Here is a 25889-nt window from a genome sequence, read left to right as displayed (position 1 = left end):
TAGCAGATAGAGAGGTTGGTTTTTGTTTGATAAAACAAAGCACCAGGCAATATATAAACCTAAAGGTTTATTATTTGCTTATTTGTGCTGATTCAATGGATGAGCAAAAAATTTCATGTTAATGTCAATGATAGATTGAAGAAGATTAATGTTAATAAACTATGGCAATACAGTTTGCAAGAATAGAAATAGTAGGTAGCAGCTCAGGAGGGAACGCTTGTCTGAAAGCTGCCTATAATGCCAGACTAACTATTAAAGATGAGAGAATTAACGTTACTTACAACTTTAGCAAGAAAGGCGATAATGTTTACCATGCAGTTTTGTTACCTACTCGTGTAGATCAAAAATTCAAAGACTCAAGCGTCTTGATGAATGAGGTAGAGCGTACAGAGAAAAGAAAAAATAGTCAATTATTAAAGGATGTAGTAATAGCATTGCCTGATGATAAAGAGCTAGATTTACAAGATAGAATAGCAATTACTCATGAAATAATCGAAGAAATGTCATGGGTTAAAAATGGTTTAGGGGTTCAGGTTGATATTCATCAACCACATGATGGAGAGAAGAATTGGCATGCACATTTGCTTGTTACTACCAGAAGATTTACAGAAGACGGTAAATCTTTAGGAGCTAAGGCAGTAGATTTGAATCCTAAATTTGCCAAAGTAAGTGGCAAAGCGTTTATTATCCCAGAAGATAAAATCATTCATGAAAGAGCTAAAGAAGTAATTAATAAATATTTTGCTAAGTTAGATTTGGACATCAGAGTAGACCGAATAAGTTTCGTGCCTCAGCAGCATGTTGGTCCTACTAGAATGAGAAATATTATCAATGAAATATCTGAGCAAAATAAAATATGTAATCTCGCTCATCTTGAGATCATCAAAGGAGCGGATGGGGTACTTGATCGCATTATTCGTCATCAAGCTATTTTTACTAAATTCGATATAGCAAAGGCAGTTAAAGAGATTCCAGAAAAAGAAGAAAAATTAAAACTACTAAGGGATGTATTAAATTCTGATAGATTAATCAAACTATATAATGCAGATGCTACTGATACTAAATACTATACTACTCACTACGTAAGAGAAGAAGAATTAAGGATAGTTAGAATAGCAGATAAGGTAAATAGCCAAATGCATTTTAGTAATGTTCTTAAGATTAAAAGTGATATCGCAAATATTACCAGTGTTAATGAAGCACAAAGAGCAAGCCTGCAACATATTTTAATTAATAGTCAAGGTATTAGAATCCTTCGAGGTAGAGCTGGCACTGGTAAATCACAAGTACTTGCTGAAGCTTATAAAATTGCCACCAATCATGGACAAAATGTTATAGGGCTAAGCCCTACGCATAAAGCAGCATCAGAGTTTAAAAGTAAAGGTTACCGGCAATGTTATACAGTCAAAGGTTTTTTATTTAGATTGTATAATGGTAAAGCTGAGCTACCAAGAAATACTACGCTAGTAGTAGATGAAGCAGGGATGGTAGGTAATAGTGATTATTTGGAATTACTCAAAGTAGCAAGGAACAATAATTGTAATTTAATACTTGCTGGAGATGAAAGACAACTAACTTCCGTTGAGCGGGGAGGAATGCTTGCAATATTGGCCAACAAGTTTGGCTCATATGAACTGAGTAGCATCAGAAGACAAAATAAACTATGGGCAAGAGAAATGGCTTCATGCTTTGCACAATCAGATATTACTGGTGGGTTGCATTTACTTAAGCAACATAACTGTTTAAAGGTTGATCATACACTAGCAGAATCAATGGCAAGATTAATTGATGATTGGAGCAACAGCAAATTTGCTATAGATGAGCGTTTAATAATTACCATGCGTAATGCTGAAGTAGATAGTATCAATCAAGGCATTAGAGAATTACTAAAAGCTCAAGGCTTTCTTACTGGTCAAGAGTATAGACACTATGTGTCATCTGAAAAGTATGAAGATTATATGGCAGGAGATCGTATTTTATTTAAGACAACTAACAAAAATTTACAAATAGATAATGGAGATTTTACAACAATTACTTCAGTAAGTAACGATAGATTTATCGCTAAAACAGATAATGGTAAGGAGGTAGCATTTAATCCTCGTGAGGTAGGCTTTAAACACGGATATGCCTCTACAGTATATAAAGCACAAGGCTCATCAATTAAAGATGTGTATGTGCTACATAATTTAGCTGGCAATAGTCGTAATTCTTATGTTGCAATGACAAGGCATATAGAAGAGGTAAAACTCTACTCGAATAGAGAAACAACAAAAGATATGGCAAGTTTAATATCTCAGCTAAGTAAATCAGATAATAATCTAGCAAGTATTAATTTTAAGAGCTTAGAAGAATTAAGAACTCAGGAAATAAAGCATAATACTGGACTTCCTGGTATCATCATTAAGATAGGCAATTGGTTTAAATGGGTAGTAGAAGATATTCACGATAGGTCACATAGCAATGATAATTACTACCATCCAAAAATATTATCAAATACAGCTAGCAAAATCAAAAACATTTTTGGGAACACTAAAAATCTTTACCAACACCATAACGCTCAAGAAGAGATAAGAACCTCTTCTGATAACCTTAAGCATCATAATCAAAAGGATACAATAACAAAGATTAAGTTGCAAGAGGATGTTATGGCAAAGAATACGATAGACTATAATGCTATTAATAAACAAGAGACAGTAGAATTAAAGCAAAGAGTATCATTTAAAGCTGAAGAAATAGGACGAAATTTATTAGGCAGTCCAAATAAGCATTTATCAAATAGCCAGTTACTCCGCTGGGATCAAGACGGAAAAATAGCAATGAAGATAAATGGCAGTAAAGCTGGCATATGGTATGATTTTAGTAAAGGAGAGGGAGGAGATTTATTTACTTTAGTACAACGAGAAAAAAATTGTGCTTTTGTAGAAGCTAAGAAATATTTACAAGATATGGTTAGTATGTCAACCAAAGTAGATGAAGCTCTAGCAGTAAATTTATCAACAAACAAAAAACGGCAAATTAAGACTCAAACAGAGCAAGAAGCTGAAATAGCAAAAATTAAGATGGCAGAAATGTTATATGAAAAATCAGAGGATTTAAAATATGTCATGCCCAATAATGTAGCAACAAGATATTTATCAGAACATCGTGGAATTCAAGACATATTAACAAAATACCAACTAAGCTTTGATCTTAGAACCAATATGATGTGGGACAGTAATAGCAAACAATATTATCCTGCCTTAATTGCCTTTGCTAGAAGTAAAGATGGTAATGTTACTGGAGGACAAGCAATTTATTTAAACAAAGAAACAAATAATAAAGCTGAAATTGCGATTAATAAACGTTCTTTTGGAAAAATGAAAGGCTCTTTTGTTGAGATTAGTAAAAATCATGAAGAGCAGAAAAACATACCAAGCAGCAATGATAGCAATAATGCGGCAAATAATGTAACAATTATAGCAGAAGGACTTGAGACATCTTTAAGTATTAAAGAAGCTGGGATTAAAGGCAAAATTCTATGTAGTTTAGGGGTAAGTAATATAAGAAACTATGAGCCTTTGAAAGGTGAAAAAATATTAATTGCTGCTGATAATGATGGCAAAGACGCAGTATCAGTTCGTACCGTAATTAAGGCTGCAGAAGAATTAATGCGAAAAGGAGCTGTGGTAGCAATAATACAACCACCAGAAAAAGGTGATTTCAATGATATGTTAAAATCACAAGGAGCGGAATCAATTAAAAATCTTATAGATCCTGAAATAGCAAAATTAATATCAGATAGTAAGGTAGCTGCACTTCAATCATCGTTAAAAGCAAATGATAATAGTAAAACATCATTTCAGCCTATAGAATTATTATTTACAACATTAAAAAACCAAGATAATAGTGAACTAAGTCATTTGCAACAACAGCAAATAAAAGCTCTGGCCAAGTTTGGCACAGCAGAAAATATCAATACTGCCTTACAACTCTACAGAGAAAAAGGCGTAGATTCTTGTATGCTATACAGTCAGAAGATTTGCATAGCAGCAATAGAGCAGAAGATACAGAAAGATTTACAAATCATGAAAAATAAATTTGATCCTAATTATAATCTTGGTAATAACAGATTTTCTGATATAGTAGTACGTGATTTTCAAGGCAAAAGTCATCTTCTACCTGAAGATTATTTAGTAGCTATTGGCAAAGATAAGCAAGTCATGCAGTATATAAATCCAGCTTCTGAAATAGATAAAGCAATAAAAGCTGAGATTCAAAATGCTGCTGAGATCAAACTCAATCAAGGAATAAGAGTTTAAAAGTACCATAAGTGGTACTGCTATACGAATCAAATAATAAAAGTTATATGGCAAAAAAATTAAAACATGATGCTTTAGTAAAGAAGATTCTAACTGAGAAGATAGCAGCTCAGGAATTTTTAGAACATTATTTGCCCTCAGATTTTAAGGAGTTAATAGATTTAAGAGAAATAACAGTAGAAAAAGAGTCATTTGTTGAAGATGAGCTTAAAAGAAAATATAGTGATATCATTTATTCGGTAAAAACTAGAGATCAAGAAAAAGCATTTGTGTATGTACTAATAGAGGCTCAGTCTAGTTGTGATTATTGGATAGCACTAAGATTATAGAAATATATGCTACTGCTTTGTGAGCGTCATGAAAATAATAAGAATAAATTACCATTAATTTGTCCATTGTTAATATATAATGGTTCTGAAGTATATAATGCGCCAAGAAATTTCTGGGAATTATTTACAAAACCAGAGCGAGCGAAGAAACTAATGGTACAGGATTACCAACTAGTAGATTTGCAAAATCAGTCTGATGATGAAATAGAGCAGAAGAAACATCTTGGCATGATGGAGTATTTTTTAAAGCATATACACCAAAGGGACATGCTGAAACTATGGGATGAGTTTTTAATTAGATTTAAACCAAGTATAATAATGGATGAGGAATCAGGATATATTTACTTAAGATCATTTTTATGGTATACTGACGCTAAGATCTCCGAAGAAAAGCAACAGGAATTAGAACAAATAATAGTTAAACATTTATCAACGGAAGAAAAAGATAATATTATGAGAACAATAGCGCAAAAATATATAGATGAGGGCGTTCAGCATGGCATAATTCAAGGTATACAACAAGGGATTGAAAAAGGTAAAGCTGAGGGTAAAGCTGAGGGTAAAGCTGAAGAAAATATCAGAGTAAAAACAGAAATAGCAAGGAAAATGCTATCCCAAGGTTGTGATTTTTCTTTAATTTCTAGTGTTACTGGTCTTGAAGAAGCTTTTATTCGTTCTTTATCGTAAAATATTGTTGATAGGATTTACTATAGTAGTATGTGTATTTTAAATCGATAAAATTTCGTAAATGCTCAATTAAAAAAAAGATATTTTTATAAAATTTTTTGATACCGTCTTAGTTACAAAGTTTACAATGCTAAATTAGCGATTTTAAGTGGTGTTATAATAAGATTTCTTGTGTTCAGTTAATTTCCCCTATATCAAGTAATAAAAATCTTTTAAAAATACTATTAAAATGATTTTTATATTTTTGGATTAAAATCAGTCGGTAGATTCATTTGCAATTTAGTAATAGGAACATTACCGACAAGTTTTACATAGCATGTAAGATCTGGTAGATTCATGATTTCAGATGGCATGACTAGTAATTTTTTCTTCTCAAGGTGATTGATATTGACTCCGTCACGCATAGTGTTAGCTCCATAAGATAGACTTTCTTGAGTTTCAATAATTTCTTGTTCACCAAGCATTAAAGCTGATCTATGAGCTGTTTGATAATCACTGACACGAAAAATAAACTTACTTCCAAATAGATCAAGCATTGAAGCTGCTCCTGCAAGACCATATATTTCTTCTAACTGGTAAATATTTTGCACTCCAGCAACAAAACAACCACCATATTTTCGGCCTTCCGCTAACGCTACTGACAAAGCCGGTATTTTTTGTAGTGATGGTAGTTCATCAATAATAAACCACATATTCTGGTTAATATTATTAATGTTTCTATCCATTAATGCTTTTATCACAATACTAATCCACGCAGCAATCAGTGGTCTTAAAGTTACCCTTTGATTAGAAGAAGCTGTAATAAACAGCCAGCCTTCTTCACTATTAAACCATCTTCTAATGCTAAAATTACCGTTAGGCTGTAAATGTTTTAATGCAGCAATATTCTTGCTAATTGTTGCTTGAATGCTAGAAGATGTTTCAGGAGCACTACTGCTTATAATACTTGATACAGCGGTAGATTTAAAAATTCTAGCAAATTCTTTATTGCTTGAGTAAGCTAAAGCACTAATTAACTTTTGAATATCTCTGCTATCTTGATATAGTTTTAATCCTTCAGCTAACACTAATTCAGCAGTTTTAGTAAAGAAATCATCTATCTTAAGGGTATAACTGCTAAAACTACTAGCTATATCATCAAAGTCAGCAATCTCCTTACAATCATTTCATGGTAGCCAGTACTCACTCCCTATTGCAAATGGATTAAGCAGTTTATCAGATTTAGGATCAAAAAACTTACTAAAGCTACCTGTTAAATCAACAATAATCGCTCTACCACGCTCTTTCCTAATCTGTAAACCTTCAGATTTGATCTGACATATTAAGATTGAAATTAGACGAGTTTGTGGGTATGTAGATCACTAAGGAGTTATCTATCATATCCACGAACTAAATATAAAACTCAATTAATAGGAACAATATGTCAAATTATGATCAAAAAATAATCAAACCTAAATTAGGATTATTAGAACTTGCAAAACAACTAGGTAGTGTTAGTACTGCGTGTAAAGTAATGGGCTATTCAAGAGATAGCTTTTACCGTTTCAAGGAACTATATGAGATGGGCGGAGAAGCGGCTCTTGTGGATATGAGTCGTAAGAAAAACCTATAGTAAAGAATCGTGTATCAGAACATATAGAACAAGCAGTAATAAATCTTGCTATAGAGAATCCTGCTCTTGGTCAGCTTCGTGCGGGCCAAGCACTAATAAAGCAAGGTATTATAGTGTCATCCAGTGGTGTACGTTCTATCTGGCTACGCAACGATCTTGAAACTCTAAAGAAACGACTCAAAGCTTTAGAAGCTAAATCTGCACAGGACGGTATCTTACTGACAGAAGAGCAGATATCTGCTTTAGAAAAAGCAAAACAAATTAAAGAGGCTCATGGAGAAATTAATACTCAGCATCCCGGTTATCTTGGTGCACAAGACACCTATTATGTCGGTAAATATGAAAGGAGTAGGTAGAATATACCAACAAACCTTTATTGACACTTATTCTAGAGTGGCTATTTGCAAACTCTATACTGATAAATCTGCAATAACATCCGCTGATATTTTAAATGATAAGGTAATACCTTTCTTTAATAATCATGATGTACCACTACTGAGAATCCTTACAGATAGAGGAACGGAATATTGTGGTAAGGTAGAACATCATGCTTTTGAGTTATATTTGGCTATAGAAAATATTGATCATACTAAAACTAAGGCACGTTCTCCTCAAACTAATGGAATATGCGAAAGATTACATAGAACTTTAAAAGATGAATTTTATGATATAGCTTTCCGTAAAAAGATTTATAGCTCATTAGAGGATTTACAGATTGACTTAGATCAATATTTAAACAAATATAACAATACTAGACCGCATTCTGGAAAGTTCTGTTATGGAAAAACTCCTATGCAAACTTTCAAGGATAGCATTAAAATTGCTCAAGATAAGTCTATTAATTCTTACTTATCTGACAGCACTTTTGCTGCTTAATCAATCTCTACCTGTCAGATCAAGTGTAGAGTTTTACACCTAATCTGTGGTAATAGCTCATTTAACATATTAGTTTTACCACTACCCGTAGTACCAGTAATTAAAACATGTTTTCTTTCGCTATCTTTTACTAAAGGTAATCCTGAAAATCTAATCTTTGAAGCTTTATTGGATTTTTTAAGCATTTTAGCCAGCAACTTTGCTTCGATCAAATCTGAACCTCTTACTTTATCCTTGAGAACAGCTTGTCTGCCTTTAAAAGTAAAAAAGATTATAGCAAGTAACGTTGCTATAACAAAAACAATAATAATTTCTTCTAAAGAATCATATAATATAAAAGTCCACAATTTATTAATATTAGACCCATGAGGTGTAATATGCCAGAATTTATAAATAAACTCTTTAGCACTGCGATAAACCCAAGCTTTTTGTTCTAAATAATAGAATTTGATTCCTATTTGCTCTAATGGATAAAAATGCTCCCCTATTATAAGTTTTAATTGTGCATATTGCTCTATGATAAAATAATATAGACTTATTCAAGATAATTGCTTCAATACTCTGAATATCAGCCAAATTATTGAAAATATTAATCCAGCTATGACAGAATTAATACTTCCTTGCCCAAGCATTCTCATTTGATGAGCAAAAATTTGAGAGCCACGAGTAAAATTATTTTGATTGTAACGGCTCATATCAGTTGCGACTGCTGATAAGATTATTGCAGATGCTAATTGCTATAATCTCAACTAAGTTCAAGTTTATATATTATTTTTTAATATTTGTAATTTTTCTTCAAATTCATTAGCAATCAGATTATTACTGAGTTTTCTTAAAGCATGAATTATCGCTTCATATTCTGTTATAAGATTAAGCTTATATTTAATAGCTAAATGAAAGTTTTCTTTCGCTTCTTTATGTTTATTTAAATGCACTAAAGTAATACCTTTTTCTAAATAACTCTCTGCATAATCAGGTTTATACTTAATAGCTAAATCATATACATTTATTGCTTCCTTTATATTTACCTAATTTTCTAAGAGCTATTCCTTTTTCTAAGTATGATCCTATATAACTAGAATCATACCTGATTGCTAAGTCACAATTCTCTATTGCTTCATAATGTTTTTTTAATATGTTAAAAGACATAGCTTTGTTATAATATGTTTCTACACAATGAGGATCATATTTTAGAGCTATATCACAAGTATTAAGTGCTTCTTGATATTTTCCTAAGTTTAATAAAGATCCACATTTGTTATTATAAGCATATGCATAATTTACTTTATATTTAATTGCTAAATCAAAATTCTCTATTGCTTCTTGATACTGCCATAAAGACATTAATGATATTCCTTTATTATAATAAGCTTCTGGATATCTTGGGTTGTATTTTAAAGCAAGATCAAAATTCTCTATTGCTTCTTGGTATTTTTGTAGGATATTTAATACATTTCCCTTGTTATTATATGCTGATGCAAAATATGGATTATATTTTATAGCTATGTTATAAGCTGCAATAGCTTTTTGGTATTTTCCTAATTTTTTATATGCTACTCCTTTGTTATTATAAACTTCTGGATATTGTGATTGATACTTAATAGCTAAATCATAATTTTTGATAGCTTCCTGATATTTACCCAATTTATAAAAAGATTTACCAATATTGACATATTCTTCAGCTAAAATATTTGGATCTTGAATCATGCTCTGTTGATCTATTTGTTGTTGTCCACTAACAGAATTAGTTGCGTGTGATGCAGAAGTAATGTTAAAAAACATTAATTGTAAAATAAATAAAACTGCCAACTTTTTAATATTTTTCATAAACTGATGCTTACTGGTTTTTATTTTTATAATTTCGTAATTTTATGTTTCTTTTTTTTATAGCCTTATCGCTAATACCAAGATTATCTGCTACTTCTGCAGCCGTCCTGACGATAGTTGATTCAGGAGTATTATTAAATTCATTCTGAATCTTCATTTTCTTATCTTCCACTGTAGCCTATTATCATTGTTATTACTCACTTCTGTTAAGTCTACTTCTAGAACCAGATTTGTTGTTATTTTGAGTAATTGAATTTGTTTGCTTATCTAATTCTTGAAAAAAAATCATCGACGTAGCAAAATATTTCTGTAAAATCTATTCTCATAGGTTATTGCTCTTTATGTTGCTTTTCAATAACCTATAAACTTTTTCTAATACTGTAAAGACACTATTTTAATTCGAAACTCGCGTTAATTAACAAGATAAAAGGGATTGATACATGCCTAATGATTTATATTATTTTTATGAAAGTGATTTAAACAAAGGAAGCTGGACAGGTTTTGTCAATAGTTTACCACACCATTTACAGGAAATGTTTAAAAATTCAATGGGAGAGGGGGTTGTTGGTAAAGGTCCTGCTAATGTGCTGCAAGGCTATCGTGGTCCTCATAATAATGGAACTAGCGGAGATAGTGGATATTTAGGTGCTAGTAATGGTTTACAAGAAGTAAGATATTGGTGGGGAGCATCAAAGCATATGAACTGGGTGCCTATAAGTGGATGGATAGCTTATGGTACTTGTAGAGCAATAGGAGATACCAATTGGCACAGTCTTTATTTTGACAGTAAAACTGGGGAGTGTTTAAGTCATAATAAAAATCAAGCGACTGAAAAACTCAATAACAAAGGTTGGCAATTATTTCAGGAGGGAAAATACAGTGAAGCTGCTGAATATTTCAATAATGCTTATCAAGCCTGTTCTTCTGGCTATCAAAATGAACAAACATTTAAAAATAATATAGACAAGGCTAAAGCTGAACTAGATGCTATAAACTTAAATTCCCAAGGCGATAATTTATTTAACCAAGGCAAGTACCACGAAGCTCATAGTAAATATCAGGAAGCTTATGATAAATCTCAAGTTAGTACACAGTATAACAAATATAGCACTAATAGAGATAAGGCAAAAGCCGAACTAGATGCTATAAACTTAAATTCTCAAGGCGATAATTTATTTAACCAAGGCAGGTATCACGAAGCTCATAGTAAATATCAGAAAGCTTATGATAAATCTCAAGTTAGTACACAGTATAATAAATACAGTACTAATAGAGATAAGGCAAAAACCGAACTAGATGCTATAAACTTAAATTCTCAAGGTGATAATTTATTTAACCAAGGTAGGTATCACGAAGCTCATAGTAAATATCAGGAAGCTTACGATAAATCTCAAGTTAATACACAATATAATAAATATAGTACTAATAGAGATAAAGCAAAAGCCGAACTAAATGCTATAGGGCTAAAAGAATTGGGAGATATAGAGTTTAATGCCGGTAGATATGATAGTGCAAAAGTCAAATATCAAGAAGCTTACGATAAATCGCAAATTACAAAAGAGAAAAACAAGTATGCGGTTAATCAAGAAAAAGCCCAAACTATCATAAATAAATTATTGAAACTTGAGACCTTATGGGACAACGCTTGGAAAGCTGAAAACGACACAGAAGATGATAGATCTGAAGAAGCAGGAGGATTTTTGCAAGAAGTCCTGAGAGAATCCAAGGATGGTTTAAAAATAGTTCCCAATGATTCAAAATTTAAACAATATGAAATCCTTGTTTCTTTAAAAATGGAAGGAAATGCCCTATTTAATGAAGGCCTTGAATCGCAACAAGATGGGCTTGAGTTGCTACAAGAAGCACACAAACTAAAACAACAACAAAAATATGATTTAGCTAATGTAAAATTTTATGAAGCAAAAGAAAAATTTTCTAATGCAAAAGAAAAATTTGAGATAGGAAGTAATGAAGATCAACGATTTGTATCTTGTGTTGAGTTTGTGCAGAAGCAACTTCATGAGGTTATGGCATCACTAGAAATCACTGAACAACATACTCTAGCTTCAGGGTTATCTAACTTAGATATCAATATTAGTAATATCAGTTATTTAGAAACCGATTCTCTTGAGACTAATATAGTTGGAGATCATAATAATTATCATGCACAAATGTAGTGGAGATCACTTATGAAAAGAAATTTAGCACGGAATATTAATAAAGATAATAAAAAAGTTAATGAACAGATAGCAGAAGCTAGTGTAAAGGTAAGTGATGTTGGTAACAAACTCTTAATAGGTGATGCGTTAACTCTTGAAAATATTAATGAATTAGGACAACGTATTGCCGAGCAACAAGAATACGATAAAAATCAACTTATTGTTTGTGATATTACCGCATTAAATGAACGGTTAGAGTTACATAAGGATGATAATATTAATGAAAAACCAATTTTTATTATTTGTCATAGCAAGCACAACGTTAGAGCTACTTTTTGTATTGTTAAACAATTGGATAAAACTATTTGTTTATATCAGGATTTTTCAAATATACAAATTCCAGAAAATATCAAAAATATTTTAGCACAGTATTTTGATAAAGATATAGAGTTTAAGATACATGCTAAAATAGCAGAGATAAAAAATCAAAAAGATGAGGATATTTTATCTTTAACAACTCTAAAAACTATGATGGTTTATTTAAAGTCAGATAACAAGAAGGATTTTATTGAAGGTTTTGCTAATCCTAAAAAAACATTTTTTGGATGGTTTAAGAATGGAATTACAAGTTTAAAAAAAGAGTTATTTTCCCTAGTGGAAGAAGGTTATTATAAAATAATTGCTAGTGATATTGATCAACTATCAAGAGAAACAGAGTTCAAAAAAGCAATTAAAGAACTTATTAATAATATTCCATTAATAGAAGAAGTTGATAACTTCAAAAGCTATCAACTTCTTTTGAAAGAATTCGTAGAAATGGAAGAAAATGAAATCGATACTGATACTGTTAAAATCAAAGAACTGGAGACAAAACTAGAGGAGGCAAGAGAAAAGGCTTTTAGCAAAACTAAGGCACTAAAAATAGGGGTGTCTAAAAATAAAGAAGGTAATCAACAATTAGACATTGTCAAAAATTTTCCAACTCAAATGGATAAATTTACAAAAATTTTTGAGCCACTTACAAACTCTACAGTAGATGAAAAGTTAGATAAGGCACTTGAAGAGATTAGCTCAAAGTTAGATCTTGAATATGACAAGTTAAAAGGTTTTTTTAGAGTCACAGAAGAAAAAAAACAAGATGATAATTATAATACTTCTAGTGTCAGAAATATTGAAGATGTTATTAGTGTTTTACCAAAAGCTAAATCTTACGATACTAACCTGATAAATACAAACAAACCGTTTGAGAAGTTATTATCAGAGATAGGAGAAGAATCAGATGTTTTAAATATTAAATCTTCAAAGGAAGGTTATAACAAAGTCAAAGAGTTTTATGAATTATGGGAAAATAAGGAAGCATTGGAAATTAATCAATGGGCAGTTTCTAAGAAGGGACAACTTGCCGACACTGAAATTTATGAAGCATTAGCTATAATGGATAGGGCTAATGAGCTTGTGACGGGAGGACATAAACTGCGCGATACTCAGATTTTAGCTATACTTACATTTTTACAACAAAAAGATAAGGGACAATTATCTCAAATTCAAACAGGAGAAGGAAAAACTACTATTGTATCAATACTTGCAGCTATTAAAGCTTTGCAAGGTGGAGCTGTAGATGTTATCACTAGTAATCCTGTTTTAGCATCTGATGGAATTAAAGATAAAAAGCTCTTTTATGACTTATTGAATTTGAATGCGACAACAAATAATTTAGATGAAAACTATAAGAGTGGTGAAAGAGAATGTTATAAATCTGACATTGTATACGGAAGTATTAGCAATTTTCAGTTTGATTATCTAAAAGATTCATTTTTAGGTCTTGGAACACGTGCAGGTAGGGCATTTGAGAGTATTATTCTTGATGAAGTAGATAGTATGATTATTGATAATGCAAGTCATATTGCTAAATTATCTGGACCATTAGCTGGCATGGAAAGCTTAAAATATGTTTATATAAAGATATGGCAAGCACTTTATAAAGCAGAAGAAAAGATTGTAGAAGAATTTCAAAAAGAATTAAAACGAAAAGCTCAAGAATTACAAGAATTACCAGATAGTGAAGAAGCTCAACTATTATACGAACAATTTAAGAATGAATTACAAGACTCAATAATTCCAAAAATCAAAGATTATATTAAATCATCTAATCCAACAAAAATTGATATTATTCCTTCACATATTCAAGAATATGCTGACAACTCGTTAGATAGATGGATCAATAGTGCTATTGATGCAAAATTTAATTATCATGAAGATGAACAATATATTATTCGTAGTAAAGACGGAGAGGAAATAATACAACCGGTAGATTATGCAAATACAGGCATTACTTTAAAAAATACCATATGGCAATATGGTCTTCACCAATTTTTACAACTAAAACATAATTTACACTTAACTTCCGAAAGCTTAACTAGTTGCTTCATTTCTAATCTTAGTTACATTAATAAATATGGGAAGAAAATATTTGGTCTGACAGGTACTTTAGGTTCTACAGCAGAACAAGAATTATTATCTTCAATTTATAATGTAGGTTACGCAAAAATTCCAACTTATAAAGAAAAGAAATTTATCGAAATTGATGGTGAGGTTGTAGATGATGAAATCTTTAGTAAGAAAGTTGCAGATGATACTATAGCTGAAATAAAGAGCGGGCGCTCTTCTTTAATTATTTGCGAAACAATAAAGGATGCAAAAACAATACAGGAAATATTAAAAAGCAAAAATCAAGATATCATTATTAGGACTTTTTTTGATGAAGAAAATGCACATATTACTAAAGAAGAAATAAAGCCCGGTGAAGTAGTTATAGCAACAAATATAGCTGGGAGAGGAACGGATTTTAAGACTTCTGTCGAACTTGAAAATAATGGTGGACTACACGTATGTGTTGCTTTTTTACCTTGTAATAAAAGAGTAGAAGATCAGGCTTTTGGTAGAACAGCACGTCAAGGTAATAATGGTACTGCTAAATTAATGATCAAGAAAAGTGCAGTTGAAAAATTAGGTATTAATTCTTATAGCTTTACAGACATTAAACTTGTAAGAGATTTAAGAGAAGAGGACAGAATTGCACAAATTAAAGAAATTAAAATACTGGAACTTAAATTTCAAGATAGATTATTTGAACTTTTTTCTGATCTGTATAGAAAATTAAAAAGAGAGGGGCAAAGTAAAGGAGAGTATAAATATGTTTTGGATGATTTAAAAGAGTTTTGGGCTTTTTGGTTAGAGAAACAGAATTTTAAAGGATTGGAATTAGCTAATAAAAGCCCGGAAGAAGAATTTAGAAATTTCGAATCTGAAGCATGTAAGACAATTAGTGGAGAAATTAAATTTAATCCATATTACAGTATACAACAAGCTGAACACTTTATTTCAAATGAAGAATTAGATAAAGCAGAACAAGCCCTAAACCATGCAATTGTAATAAGTAAAAATCCAGAAATATTACACAGTGCTTATATAAAGCTTTTTGAAATTGCGATTGAAAAAGGCAGAGTGTTTATAGAAAAATGTCAGAAAGCGGTAGGAGATGTTTTTGTTATTCCGGCAATTGGTAAACCTGATGGGGGATATAAAGAAAATGCTAAAAAATATTTAGAACAAGCAAAGGCAGCATTGAAGAAGGAGCTAGATTACATTGAAAATCTTTTTAAAACTGAAGAATTTACAAACATTCTGAAAAGTGATGATAATAATGAATCACGAAACTTATTTATAAAGCACATAGTGTCAAAACAGCAAGCTTTAAATCTTAACATGCAGCATGCAGATAGCTTGGTTCAGCAAATTGATAATCATAAAGGAGGTATTTCTATAGGCGGTCGTGTTTCTGATTATTTTGCTAATTTGAAACCACAAAATGATCATGAAGAGAAAATAAAAGATACCATTGCTAACTCTGAATTATCTGAGCTTGCGGCTGTTGGTACAAATACAACTTATACTCTTAGAGAAGTGCATGATGTTTGTCCGGAAATAGCTCAAGGAGCACAAATTCAAATAGGAGGAGGAATTGCATTACTTGCTACTGGATTTTGTTTTCCGCCGGCTCTGCCTATAACATCTGCAATCGGCGGAACAATGATTACGGAAGGAGTATGTGATGTTGCAATTGAATTAATTAACAAAAATAGTGACGGTAAATTTCATAAAGAAGCTTATATTAAGGGTAAAGTCATTAGTTATGGTGTGTCTATTCTGACTATGGGTATTAGTGCCGCTATGCAATGCCCTAAGATTTTAAATACAGCAAAAAAAGCATGTAGGTGGATATCGGAAACTTTACGTAAATGTCCTTTTTTACAGACAGCATGCGAATTTTTAGCAACTAAATTTGATAAACTTGGTAATTGGTTCGAGAAAATGGAAACTATAGCTAAGTTTAGCAATATGAGTAAAGTTGAAAAGTTAAAATATGTGCAGGATTTAGAAAAATCCAAAGATTTAACACAATTAAAATATTTAGGGGAAAATATAAAACAAATTCAAGATTTAATGAAAGAATTAAAAGAAGTGGGTAGATTAACAGAATTAACTCATTTTGAAAAATGTATATCAACTCTGCAGCAAGTGGCAATTAGTACTGTTAAAAACGTAACAACTAGAACTGTGGAAAATGCAATAATGGGTAAAGTTGTTACTCCAGCCCTTAGTTCATTAATGTCAGGATTAAAACCAACAATCAAAAAACATGTTGATAAATCTATAAGAGAAAATATAGACCAAGAGAAATTAAAATCTAGCTCTTATGAAGATATGCAAAATATAATTAAAGAAATAAGAGAGTCTATAGATTATGAAACTGTAATGGGTATTTTTAAAGACGCCGTCTTAGGAATAACTAAGTATTGTAGTAATTGGCAAGTTCAGCTAGGGGCTTTAGCAGTAGATCAATATATTTCCTGGAAAGAGGTTTATAATTACGCTAAAGATCTATGTAAAAAAATAAATGATAAGTTAAAATCTACTGGTAAGTCTATAAATCAAAATATTGATGAGCTAATAAATCAGCTCATTGAACAGCTGTCAGAAGAGATGTATTCTCAGGTTGTAAGTACTACAACAAAAACATGTAAGGATGTTTATTTGGTAGGAAAATCAGCATACACAAATTATAAACAAGAAAAACAAGAAGAAGCAAAATGTCTTGAAGTAAATAAAGATTTTAAAGAAGGTGGGTTAGCAGGGCAAGAACAAGCTAAAGCTTTAAGTGATGTGATCAAAAGACCTGTTCATATTTATGAAGAAAGCGGTAACATAATTGTTATAGGAGAGCAATATTTAGGTACCCCTATAAAGGTTAGTTATTTTCCTGCAGATGAGCACAATCCTACTGGTCATTATGTTCCTTATGGCAAGAATGAAAACTGGTCTTCAAGCAATGGTAAAAATAATTGTCTTTTCGATGCCGTAGGATCACAAATTGGGAAAGATTCAAGTGAATTAAGAACACAAACTATACAACGAATAGAATCTGATGCAACAAGTTATATAGTTTCTAATGTTCTTGGCGTATTTGGTACAGAGCTGTTATTAAAAGGTGGTACTCCACGTCAATATGAAGAAGACAATACTTCTAGTGATGCAGGAGAAATTCTTGATGGATCTCAGTACAAACCAAGCCAATCTCAAGTAGATGTAGCAAAAAATAAAAACATCAAGCTTGCAAAAGGACATCCAAGAGCACATGCTCTAAGCAATTCTCTTAATATAATACCAGCAGAGGAAGATTTCGATTCTGAAGACAAAATCTCATGTGCTGAAAATATTACCAAAGTAACACAAAGTACAAAAACCGCTTTTATTTCACGGAAACAACAAGATTCTATTGCTAATGAAGTCCTGAAAATGTCAGAAAGCAGAGATGCTATAGAGCGCCTTAATCAAGGTGAACTAGAAGTAGTAGTATCAGTACCAACTAGTAGACTTGAAAAAAATAAGGATCCAATGATGTATAAAGTTAGTGAAGGTAATGTTAAACAACTACAACAAGCAAAAGGAATTAAAATAATATTAGGACACCATGAAGGAAAACAAGATGATCCAGATGTGTATCCCCACATTAAGACAATGTATCCTACCAATAAAGAACCTCCCAGCGGTTTGCAAGGTATAGATCCAATGAGTTCTAATATTGGTTGGATTTGTTCTTATTTTGGTGAGTATACCATTAAGGCTATTGAAGAAATATTAAAATTAAGAATCAATAACGTCAGTCTAGAAGATGTAAACATAGTAAGAGGTTATATATTGCAAGAAAATTGTAATAATCTACAAAGAATGATTGCTGATTTAATCCAAACTAAATCAAAAATTACACTAGCTCCACTAAATTTGTACAATAAGCATGCTGTTGGAGTTATATGTATTAAAGATCAAGGAAATAATTTGCAATTGTATTATCTCGATTCGTCAAATGAACACATACCAGAGACGTTAAAGCAAATGTTTATAGACAACAGCTTGCAAATCATACAACTACCGACTAAACAACAAAGTTATGCTAACTGTGGTCCTGAATTGATCGAAAATTTTATATTATATTTAACTGGTGATAGGGCTTCAGAAGATAAAGCTATAGAGCTGCACTCAAAATTAGTTGAAAATGAACTACTTGAAAAAGGTGATTTAAAATCGTACTTATTATTTGGACAAAGTACTGAGTTATTAGGAGGGATTAGTAGCGGCACTGTCCCAGAATTTGCGTAAAAATTTCATATAACATTAAATTTTTATGTCAAAGGTAAATCATATTTCATTTCAGAATTATTCTAAAAAGCAATAAATAAGATAAAGATTTTACCAAGACAAAATTTTACAATTATAATTTTAGCATCTTACTAACAAATAGATTAATAAGTTTTGCCAATTTCTTTAGTAAGTAAGCAAAGATTAGGATTTTTGGTTATCGAAAGCACTTGTGCCAATCTGAGTCCATTGATTTTGTATATTTGGATGACTGGTTAATTCATGTTGCAGCGAAAGCAAAGCACCAAGTAAGCTGTTAGTAGGCAGACAGTCTAATTTAGCTTTAACCACTAAACCACCCATGCTAATTAAATGGCGAGTACGAGCTTTTCGTTCGTGAATTTTAAGTCTTGCTTCTTCAGTAATAATTTTAGCTTTTTTTTGTTCTAATTTTAATCTACGTTTTATGACATTATCCATATAAATAGTTTTCATTTTTGATTGTACAATCATCATGAATCATCAATAAATTATGGAAGTCAACTGCATAATTATGAGTGTTAAGAAATTATTAAGATAATCCCCATACCTAGCCGAACCAATTAACAATAATGACGCGAGATTTTAGTTGTAAAGTAGAGTTTAAAAGCACAGAGATAGGAAAGTTCAAGTCTACTCTTTAGAGTAGGCAGACGCAATATATAAACCTTACGGTTTATTTTTATTGTTTGCTAATTTATTGCTGATTCAATGGATGATGAAAAACATTCATGCTAATGTAGTGCAGGATTGTAATAATCATAAGAAAAAGAATCATGGCAATACAGTTTGCAAGAATAGAAATAGTTGGCAGAAGTGAAGGTAAAAATGCTTGTCTGAAAGCTGCTTATAATGCCAGGCTGATTATTAAAGATGAGAGAACTAACATTACTTATAATTTTAGCAAAAAAGGCGATAATGTTTACCATGCAGTATTATTCCCTAATTATGCAGATAAAAGATTTAAAGACCTAAGAGTTTTGATGAACGAAGTTGAACATACGGAAAAGCGCAAAAATAGTCAATTATTAAAAGATGTAGTTATAGCACTGCCTGATGATACGGAATTAGATTTACAAGATAGGATTGCCATTACTCATAAAATCATTGAGGAGATGGGGTGGGTAAAAAATGGACTTGGAGTTCAAGTTGATATTCATCAGCCACATGATGGAGAAAAAAATTGGCATGCTCATTTGCTTATTACTACTAGAAGATTTACAGAAGACGGTAAATCTTTAGGAGCTAAGGCAGTAGATTTGAATCCTAAATTTGCCAAAGTAAGTGGCAAAGCGTTTATTATCCCAGAAGATAAAATAATTCATGAGAGAGCTAAAGAAGTAATTAATAAATATTTTGCTCAGTTAGATTTAGACATCAGAGTAGACCCAATAAGTTTCGTGCCTCAGCAGCATGTTGGTCCTACTAGAATGAGAAATATTATCAATGAAATATCTGAGCAAAATAAAATATGTAAGCTCGCTCATCTTGAGATCATCAAAGGAGTAGATGGAGTACTTAATCGCATTATTCGTCATCAAGCTATTTTTACTAAGTTAGATATAGAAAAAGCAGTCAAAGAGATTCCAGCAGAAGAAGAAAAATCCAAACTACTAAGGGAGGTATTAAATTCCGATAGATTAATCAAACTATATAATGCAGATGGCACTAATACTAAATACGAGTGTTCTTTAACAAGTTTTGGAAATGGAAATCGATAAACCATTTCCTTAGTACTCCATCCCCATTTCATAAAATATTTCAAACTTAATATTTTACGGTTTATTGTATTGGGCTTAAATTCATTATCTATTAAAGATTGTTTATATAACCTAATATCTGTTGGAGTAATTTTATTAATAGTAAAAGAATAGTGATTTACTTTATTAAACCAACGAGCAAAAATAATAAGATCATTTTTATAACTAATCAATGTAGATTCTGATTTACTAAGATTTTTTTGGTACTTTATAAAATCTTCAATTTCCTTTATTTTGGACATAACTTATTATACGATTAGTTTTTATATAGATAATTCTATAAAATACTATTTATACGATCAATTTGGTGATATTACAACGTATAATAATACTTATACGATAAGAAAATTATAAGATGATTTCAGAGGAGTGCATGAAAATTGCCAAAAAACGCCTTTTAATGTCTGATTTGGCCCGCATTTGTCATATTACCCAATATGAAGAAATACAAAAATGTGCATAAATAACTGTCTGAAAAAGTGTTGACACATCAGTTTTGTTCTACTTAGTCCTTAAATTTTCACTTTACGGAGCTCAATCCATTCACTTTCATTGCGCGGTCTGCTTTATCGCTAACTTGAGCTTTACAACCCTTGTTACCGTATGCTGTATCAAGTTAGGTTCTACGCTGTTGGCTATTCTTTACATAGGCTGGATTTTCACCAACTGTTCCTTACGCACTTTGCTTGGCACACTGGCGGAGCTACTATGTAATAGTTGAGATACAGTCTTGACTGTCAACAACTTTTTTTACATTCCGTATCAACTACTATCAGTTAAATAAGTATATACCCTATTTCATACGAGTTATTTCTAATATATAATGTGTGTTACCATCATTGTGTATATCCTCGCCTTTAAGTATCTTACAATTTAGTTGATACTCTGAGCATAATTGCTCTATTCGTTGAATTTTTCTTAGTGATGAAGTAATAAATATTCTTCCTTGATTTGATAATAAATTAAAACCTTGCAACATAATATCTTTTATGAGTGCATTATCAACATCATAAAAAGCACGGCTGATTGATTGTCTTGCAGGTATTATACCGTTAAATTCATTTTTAGATAAATTATCCCAAGGCACCCCTGAGACAAGTATATCTATCTTACCGAGAAATTTTGGTAACAACGGTAATACACCTTCTCCATTAAATAAATACATATTTTTTGTAATACCATGAAGTATCAAATTATCTTTTGCACATTGTATTGCATATTCACTTATATCACTACCAATAATTGTATGAGCCCCGTTCTTTGCAGCTATTATACCTAAGGCAAAGCATCCAGATCCTATATCTGCAAACACCTTATTTTTTACTAAATTGTTGTCTATTAAAAATTTTGCAAACATGGCAGTTAATTTTCCAGGAGGATAAGCGTTAACATTATTGATAATAAAATTATTGTTAAGAACACTTACCTGATATGGTACATGTTTATTAATCATGCTTGATATATATCGTTCTGCTTCTGGATTGAGCGATGCCATAGATTTTGTACTTAAATAAAATAATATTATAATATAAAAATAATACTTTAAAAATTTTAGCATCATTTATACTCCTTGATATGACATATCATCTGTATTGATAAGTAGATTGACAACAAAAATAATGCACTAATTCATAATTTAAATTCCGTCAATTTATTCAATAGACTTCTTTCGGGCTTGCCCCCGAGATTTACTCTACGTAGTTAAAGGCACAACTCCTAAACATACTTCTTGCATAATTATTGTTACAGAGATAATATATTATTGTAAGAAAATATTATAATGGTACCCAAAAACTGGACAGTAAAATTATAAAATGAAGTATTAATACAACACAAATATTGGAGTACATCCATAATAGAAATTAGAGAGTGCAGAAATGATGGAAAATCAGCAAGAAGCAAGAGAGCTTACTGTGAGGCAACGGATGGAAGCTGTTGGCTTATTATCTGTAGGCACATTCTTAGAGTATTTTGATCTAATGATCTATGTGCATATGGCAGTGGTCATTAATGAACTTTTTTTTCCAAAAGCTAATCCTGACACTGCAGCTCTTTATGCAGCAGCAGCATTTTGTTCTACTTTTGTTTTTAGACCCATTGGAGCATTAATTTTGGGTTGGATTGGTGATCATATTGGACGCAAAATCACAGTAGTTATTACTACTTTTATGATGTCTATAGCCTGTATAATTATGGCTACTCTCCCTACATATGCTCAAATAGGTATTACTGCCACTGTGATAATGACTATATGTCGCGTTGTACAAGGCATGTCTTCGATGGGAGAACTGATGGGAGCACAACTTTACCTCACTGAAATTACTAAACCACCTGTACAATATTCAGTTGTAACATTAATAGATGCTGTTGCTGCTGTGGGAAGTGCCGCCGCTTTATGTATGGCATATATTGTTACCTCATTTGCATTCAATTGGAGGATAGTGTTTTGGATAGGAGCATTAATTGCGTTCATAGGAACGATAGCTAGAACTGCTCTTAGAGAAACGCCGGAATTTGCAAATGCAAAAGCACGAGTAAAAAAAATACTGCAAGATAATGATATGCATCACAGAATATTACAAGATGACCCTATTTGGTCTGAAAAACCTGACAAAAAAAGCATTTTAGCTTTATTTTTAGTAGATTATAGTTGGCCATTAACTTTTTATTTTGCTTTCATTTATTGTGGCAATATTCTTAAAAATCAATTCAGTTATACGCCAGAGGAAGTTATTAGTCATAACTTTTTGGTATCAATCGCTGCAATGATTAATATGCTATCAATAGCATATTTAAGCCGTAGAATATATCCACTAAAAATACTAAAAATAAAAATAATGACTATGCTTATTTTTATTCCATTTTGTCCATATATATTGGAGCATGGATTAATAACGCCATTTTGTGTGATGTTATTACAACTGTTTTTTGTGATATTTGGTCCATCTAAAGCACCAGCATTTCCTATTTTCTTCAAATATTTTCCAATATTTCAACGATTTACTTATAGTAACTTTTCATATGCGTTTTCACGTGCAATAGTATATATACTAACCTCTTTCGGTACTATTTATGTTATAAAATATTTTGGTAATTGGGGATTATTAATTATTTTGATACCAGTATATTGCGGATATAATTATGGATTATCGCATTTTGAGCAGTTGGAAAAGGAAGCTGGTAATTATCCTTAAATATAATTGTTTGATTCTGTAACATATGTTTTGTGATAGGTGAATAATAATGGCATAGTGCGACTATTTTGTTTGATATCTTTAATACTCCATGTGTCCGATCTTCAAAAAAGATACTCAGGGTTATAAATCTTTTAAGAGTTTCATCTATAATCTTTCTGATTTTTTCAGGAGGTTTAGCACCTATTGTCTGTATATTATGCAGTCTATCAAATAACTTTATCAGAAGTACATCATATTTTTTCTCCCTGTACAGTAATTCTACTGTTTCTGCTGAACTAATCTTTACTCCTGCACCTTTTATCCTCGTTAAATCCATTACTTGATTTGCTACTTGCCACCCAAATGCTGCAGCTATCTCTTCTTGGGTGAGTTCTGTATCCTCTATAGTATCATGCAGTATTGCAGTCACTAAAATATCGGTTCTAAACAGATAGTCTGACACTAAATACGATACCTCTAACGGATGACTATAAAATGGCTCTCCTGATTGACGCATTTGACTTCCATGATATTTCCGAGCGTAATAGATTGCTTTTTTTACTACCAAAACATCTACTTTAGGTACTTTTACTATGCTATTTAAATATATTACTTTATCCAGTAACCTCTTAGCATATATACACATCTCAAACTCATCTTGCCAATTTTCTAAATTTTGCATAATACTTGATTTATATTAACTTATCTTACTATAGCTTTGTTTTTTTGTGTTAATTTTTGTTGTTGTTTTGTTAGAGAAGAAAATGTTCCCTCATTGTGTCTAATATATTCCAGCATGTATAGATTTTATTTACAAACTATCTATACAAGAGTAATACTGGTTACTTAATTTGTCTATTTTTTTTAAGATCATTTACATAATTTATTATACAGATAATTTTTTTATGATACTGTATCATTTTTCGACCGGTGTTGACACTAAGTTTTGCTTTTGCCTGTTTATGTAATTTTTTACTACTGCATTTAATTCTTCACGTTTTTTTTATAATTGTAGGGAACTATGTTATCTATTTTTGCATCTGTGTTTTTATCAATGATTGTGGCATTATGGTATAAGTGCTGTGATTTCATATTGGCCCAATACTAAAGATCGTGCAAGGAGCGGCAAAGTTATAGAAAGTGCCGAGTTAAGAAACGACTTTCATAGTTAGAATAATTGTGTTATAAAAGCTTTTGTATTTTTTGCAGTTTTGGTTAGAAATATACCGAGATTGGGAATTATAGGAACTTTTTATGAAACGATTAAATTCTAAATTTACAGACTCACAACATAAATTAATTTCTTCTACCCAGAAGAAATTTCGTTTGTATTATGCAATAATGCTAAAATATTATGAATCTCATCATAAATTCTTTGATGACTTCCCAAAAATATCAGGTTCATTATTAACTAATATTGCGGTTAAGTTGGATTTAGAGACAACAAGCATTATCATCCCTTCAGCTAGATATTTACACACTTATTTGGACAGAGCCACATCAGGATTGATCCCTCTTTCCTTCGCTAAAGTAAGCATATCACAAAAATGCGCATTCTTTGTTTTTCCATCAGTGTCTTTATCATATATTCTATAATCTACAGGAGTAGATTGATCAATTTTAGTATTGTAATGCAGTAAGTTTACCATTCCTATACCAGGTATAACATCATGTACAGCTCCAGAATATTGATAATGTACAAGCTCAATCTTCTTACTGTATTGCTTTGACAATAATGTGTCATCTCCCACTAATAAACAAGGATCTTCCAGATCAATATATTTTGATACTTTGCTATAGATTTCGCTAAGGCGAAAATCCTTACTCTTTAACCATCGACTCGCACTATCGTGCGATAGATCTACTGGACTTACTTCAGATAATGCTTTACCAGTATATCTTACACTACTTGCTTGTAAAAATGATTTATATAAGTCTTTGCTACATTTTGATCTTGTCATTTTTATCTCAAACTATTTTTCTCTAGATTAGCATATTTTTTGCTAAGTGCGAAACTCCTGCTTATTGTCATTTCAGCTTTTATTGTTTCTAAAACTATCTTTGTTTTTTCTGCTGCACTATATTGTTTTGCTTTTTTAGACATATATTTTCTCTTTTGTATCTAGAAATTATATCTCATTCTAGCATTTTAGTAGTTCAGTTTTTGGGTACCATTATATTATGTTGTAGAGTATAAGGAGGCAAAAAAAACAAAGAAATTTTATCTTTATGCTTATTTGTCCAATTGTATACTTTGGTACTATGATGTACTTTTAAATTGTCTAATATTAAAAAGATCTTCCTTTTTGCATATTTAACTAATCTTCTTAGAAATTCTATAAATATATCTGTTTTTAGTGTATCTTCATATAACATGAACCTTAGTTTACCATTGTTCGTAACAGTTGATATCATATTTATAGTCAATCG

At 31.2% G+C, this 25889-nt stretch carries 12 protein-coding genes and 7 pseudogenes; 7 read left to right on the top strand and 12 right to left on the bottom strand.

The genetic code is table 11. The features are described 5' to 3' along the window. Positions 1 to 161: 161 nt before the first annotated feature. Both A3305_RS00285 and A3305_RS00280 read left to right on the top strand, forming a co-directional pair. Complete coding sequence (locus A3305_RS00285) at positions 162 to 4298, top strand: AAA family ATPase (RefSeq protein WP_014392552.1); 4137 nt, start codon at positions 162 to 164, stop codon at positions 4296 to 4298. A gap of 47 nt (positions 4299 to 4345) precedes the next feature. Further along, positions 4346 to 5314 (top strand): annotated as a pseudogene (locus A3305_RS00280) (Rpn family recombination-promoting nuclease/putative transposase). 236 nt (positions 5315 to 5550) lie between these two features. On the opposite strand, the pseudogene A3305_RS00275 reads toward A3305_RS00280, so the two are convergent. Beyond that, positions 5551 to 6609: pseudogene (locus A3305_RS00275) on the bottom strand (type IV secretion system DNA-binding domain-containing protein); the annotation flags it as partial. 125 nt (positions 6610 to 6734) lie between these two features. On the opposite strand from A3305_RS00275, the pseudogene A3305_RS00270 reads away from it, so the two are divergent. Beyond that, positions 6735 to 7802 (top strand): annotated as a pseudogene (locus A3305_RS00270) (IS481 family transposase). Between the two features lie 14 nt (positions 7803 to 7816). On the opposite strand, the gene A3305_RS09765 reads toward A3305_RS00270, so the two are convergent. From A3305_RS09765 to A3305_RS09200, 4 genes and pseudogenes are all read right to left on the bottom strand, one after another. Next, the gene (locus tag A3305_RS09765) at positions 7817 to 8149 is read right to left on the bottom strand and encodes a type IV secretion system DNA-binding domain-containing protein (RefSeq protein ID WP_014392549.1); all 333 of its coding nucleotides are present in this window, start codon (positions 8147 to 8149) and stop codon (positions 7817 to 7819) included. A gap of 3 nt (positions 8150 to 8152) precedes the next feature. After that, positions 8153 to 8290: pseudogene (locus tag A3305_RS09760) on the bottom strand (conjugal transfer protein TraD); the annotation flags it as partial. Positions 8291 to 8563: 273 nt separating this feature from the next. Further along, positions 8564 to 9629, bottom strand: a pseudogene (locus tag A3305_RS00260) (tetratricopeptide repeat protein). A gap of 10 nt (positions 9630 to 9639) precedes the next feature. Then, positions 9640 to 9786 carry a hypothetical protein gene (locus A3305_RS09200; protein WP_014392548.1) on the bottom strand — a complete coding sequence of 49 codons (147 nt, stop codon included), beginning with the start codon at positions 9784 to 9786 and terminating at the stop codon, positions 9640 to 9642. A gap of 283 nt (positions 9787 to 10069) precedes the next feature. On the opposite strand from A3305_RS09200, the gene A3305_RS00255 reads away from it, so the two are divergent. Both A3305_RS00255 and A3305_RS00250 read left to right on the top strand, forming a co-directional pair. After that, positions 10070 to 11806 (top strand): tetratricopeptide repeat protein, encoded by a 1737-nt coding sequence (locus tag A3305_RS00255; protein WP_014392547.1) that lies wholly within the window; start codon positions 10070 to 10072, stop codon positions 11804 to 11806. 12 nt (positions 11807 to 11818) lie between these two features. Beyond that, complete coding sequence (locus A3305_RS00250; RefSeq protein ID WP_014392546.1) at positions 11819 to 18505, top strand: hypothetical protein; 6687 nt, start codon at positions 11819 to 11821, stop codon at positions 18503 to 18505. Positions 18506 to 18688: 183 nt separating this feature from the next. Here A3305_RS00250 and A3305_RS00245 read toward each other — a convergent pair whose 3' ends face one another. Next, on the bottom strand, positions 18689 to 18979 hold the full coding sequence (locus A3305_RS00245; protein ID WP_041860629.1) for a conjugal transfer protein TraD: 291 nt from the start codon (positions 18977 to 18979) through the stop codon (positions 18689 to 18691). Positions 18980 to 19299: 320 nt separating this feature from the next. Between A3305_RS00245 and A3305_RS00240 the strand changes: the two are divergent. After that, a pseudogene (locus A3305_RS00240) lies at positions 19300 to 20205 on the top strand (MobA/MobL family protein); the annotation flags it as partial. A gap of 119 nt (positions 20206 to 20324) precedes the next feature. Here A3305_RS00240 and A3305_RS11735 read toward each other — a convergent pair. Both A3305_RS11735 and A3305_RS00230 read right to left on the bottom strand, forming a co-directional pair. Beyond that, a pseudogene (locus tag A3305_RS11735) lies at positions 20325 to 20525 on the bottom strand (hypothetical protein); the annotation flags it as partial. Positions 20526 to 21076: 551 nt separating this feature from the next. Beyond that, positions 21077 to 21844 (bottom strand): 50S ribosomal protein L11 methyltransferase, encoded by a 768-nt coding sequence (locus tag A3305_RS00230; RefSeq protein WP_014392543.1) that lies wholly within the window; start codon positions 21842 to 21844, stop codon positions 21077 to 21079. A gap of 319 nt (positions 21845 to 22163) precedes the next feature. Between A3305_RS00230 and A3305_RS00225 the strand changes: the two genes are divergently transcribed. Next, the gene (locus tag A3305_RS00225) at positions 22164 to 23477 is read left to right on the top strand and encodes an MFS transporter (RefSeq protein WP_014392542.1); all 1314 of its coding nucleotides are present in this window, start codon (positions 22164 to 22166) and stop codon (positions 23475 to 23477) included. Here the strand turns inward: A3305_RS00225 and A3305_RS00220 are convergent. The 4 genes from A3305_RS00220 to A3305_RS11730 all read right to left on the bottom strand — a co-directional run bounded on the left by A3305_RS00220 (position 23392) and on the right by A3305_RS11730 (position 25874). Next, entirely contained in the window at positions 23392 to 24141 is a 750-nt protein-coding gene (locus A3305_RS00220) for an HD domain-containing protein (protein ID WP_014392541.1), read from the bottom strand. The genes A3305_RS00225 and A3305_RS00220 overlap by 86 nt on opposite strands. A 799-nt stretch (positions 24142 to 24940) precedes the next feature. Further along, the gene (locus A3305_RS00215; protein ID WP_014392540.1) at positions 24941 to 25420 is read right to left on the bottom strand and encodes a transposase; all 480 of its coding nucleotides are present in this window, start codon (positions 25418 to 25420) and stop codon (positions 24941 to 24943) included. 2 nt (positions 25421 to 25422) lie between these two features. Continuing rightward, positions 25423 to 25563, bottom strand: a complete 141-nt coding sequence (locus tag A3305_RS08640; protein ID WP_041860524.1) for a hypothetical protein — start codon at positions 25561 to 25563, stop codon at positions 25423 to 25425. A gap of 53 nt (positions 25564 to 25616) precedes the next feature. Then, positions 25617 to 25874, bottom strand: a complete 258-nt coding sequence (locus A3305_RS11730; RefSeq protein ID WP_050982627.1) for a transposase — start codon at positions 25872 to 25874, stop codon at positions 25617 to 25619. Positions 25875 to 25889: the final 15 nt, after the last annotated feature.

Origin of the sequence: Rickettsia amblyommatis, assembly GCF_002078335.1 — a bacterium.
Lineage (GTDB): Bacteria > Pseudomonadota > Alphaproteobacteria > Rickettsiales > Rickettsiaceae > Rickettsia > Rickettsia rickettsii.
The sequence above is the reverse complement of the archived record's forward strand: the minus strand, read 5'-3'. Positions and strand labels throughout refer to the sequence as shown.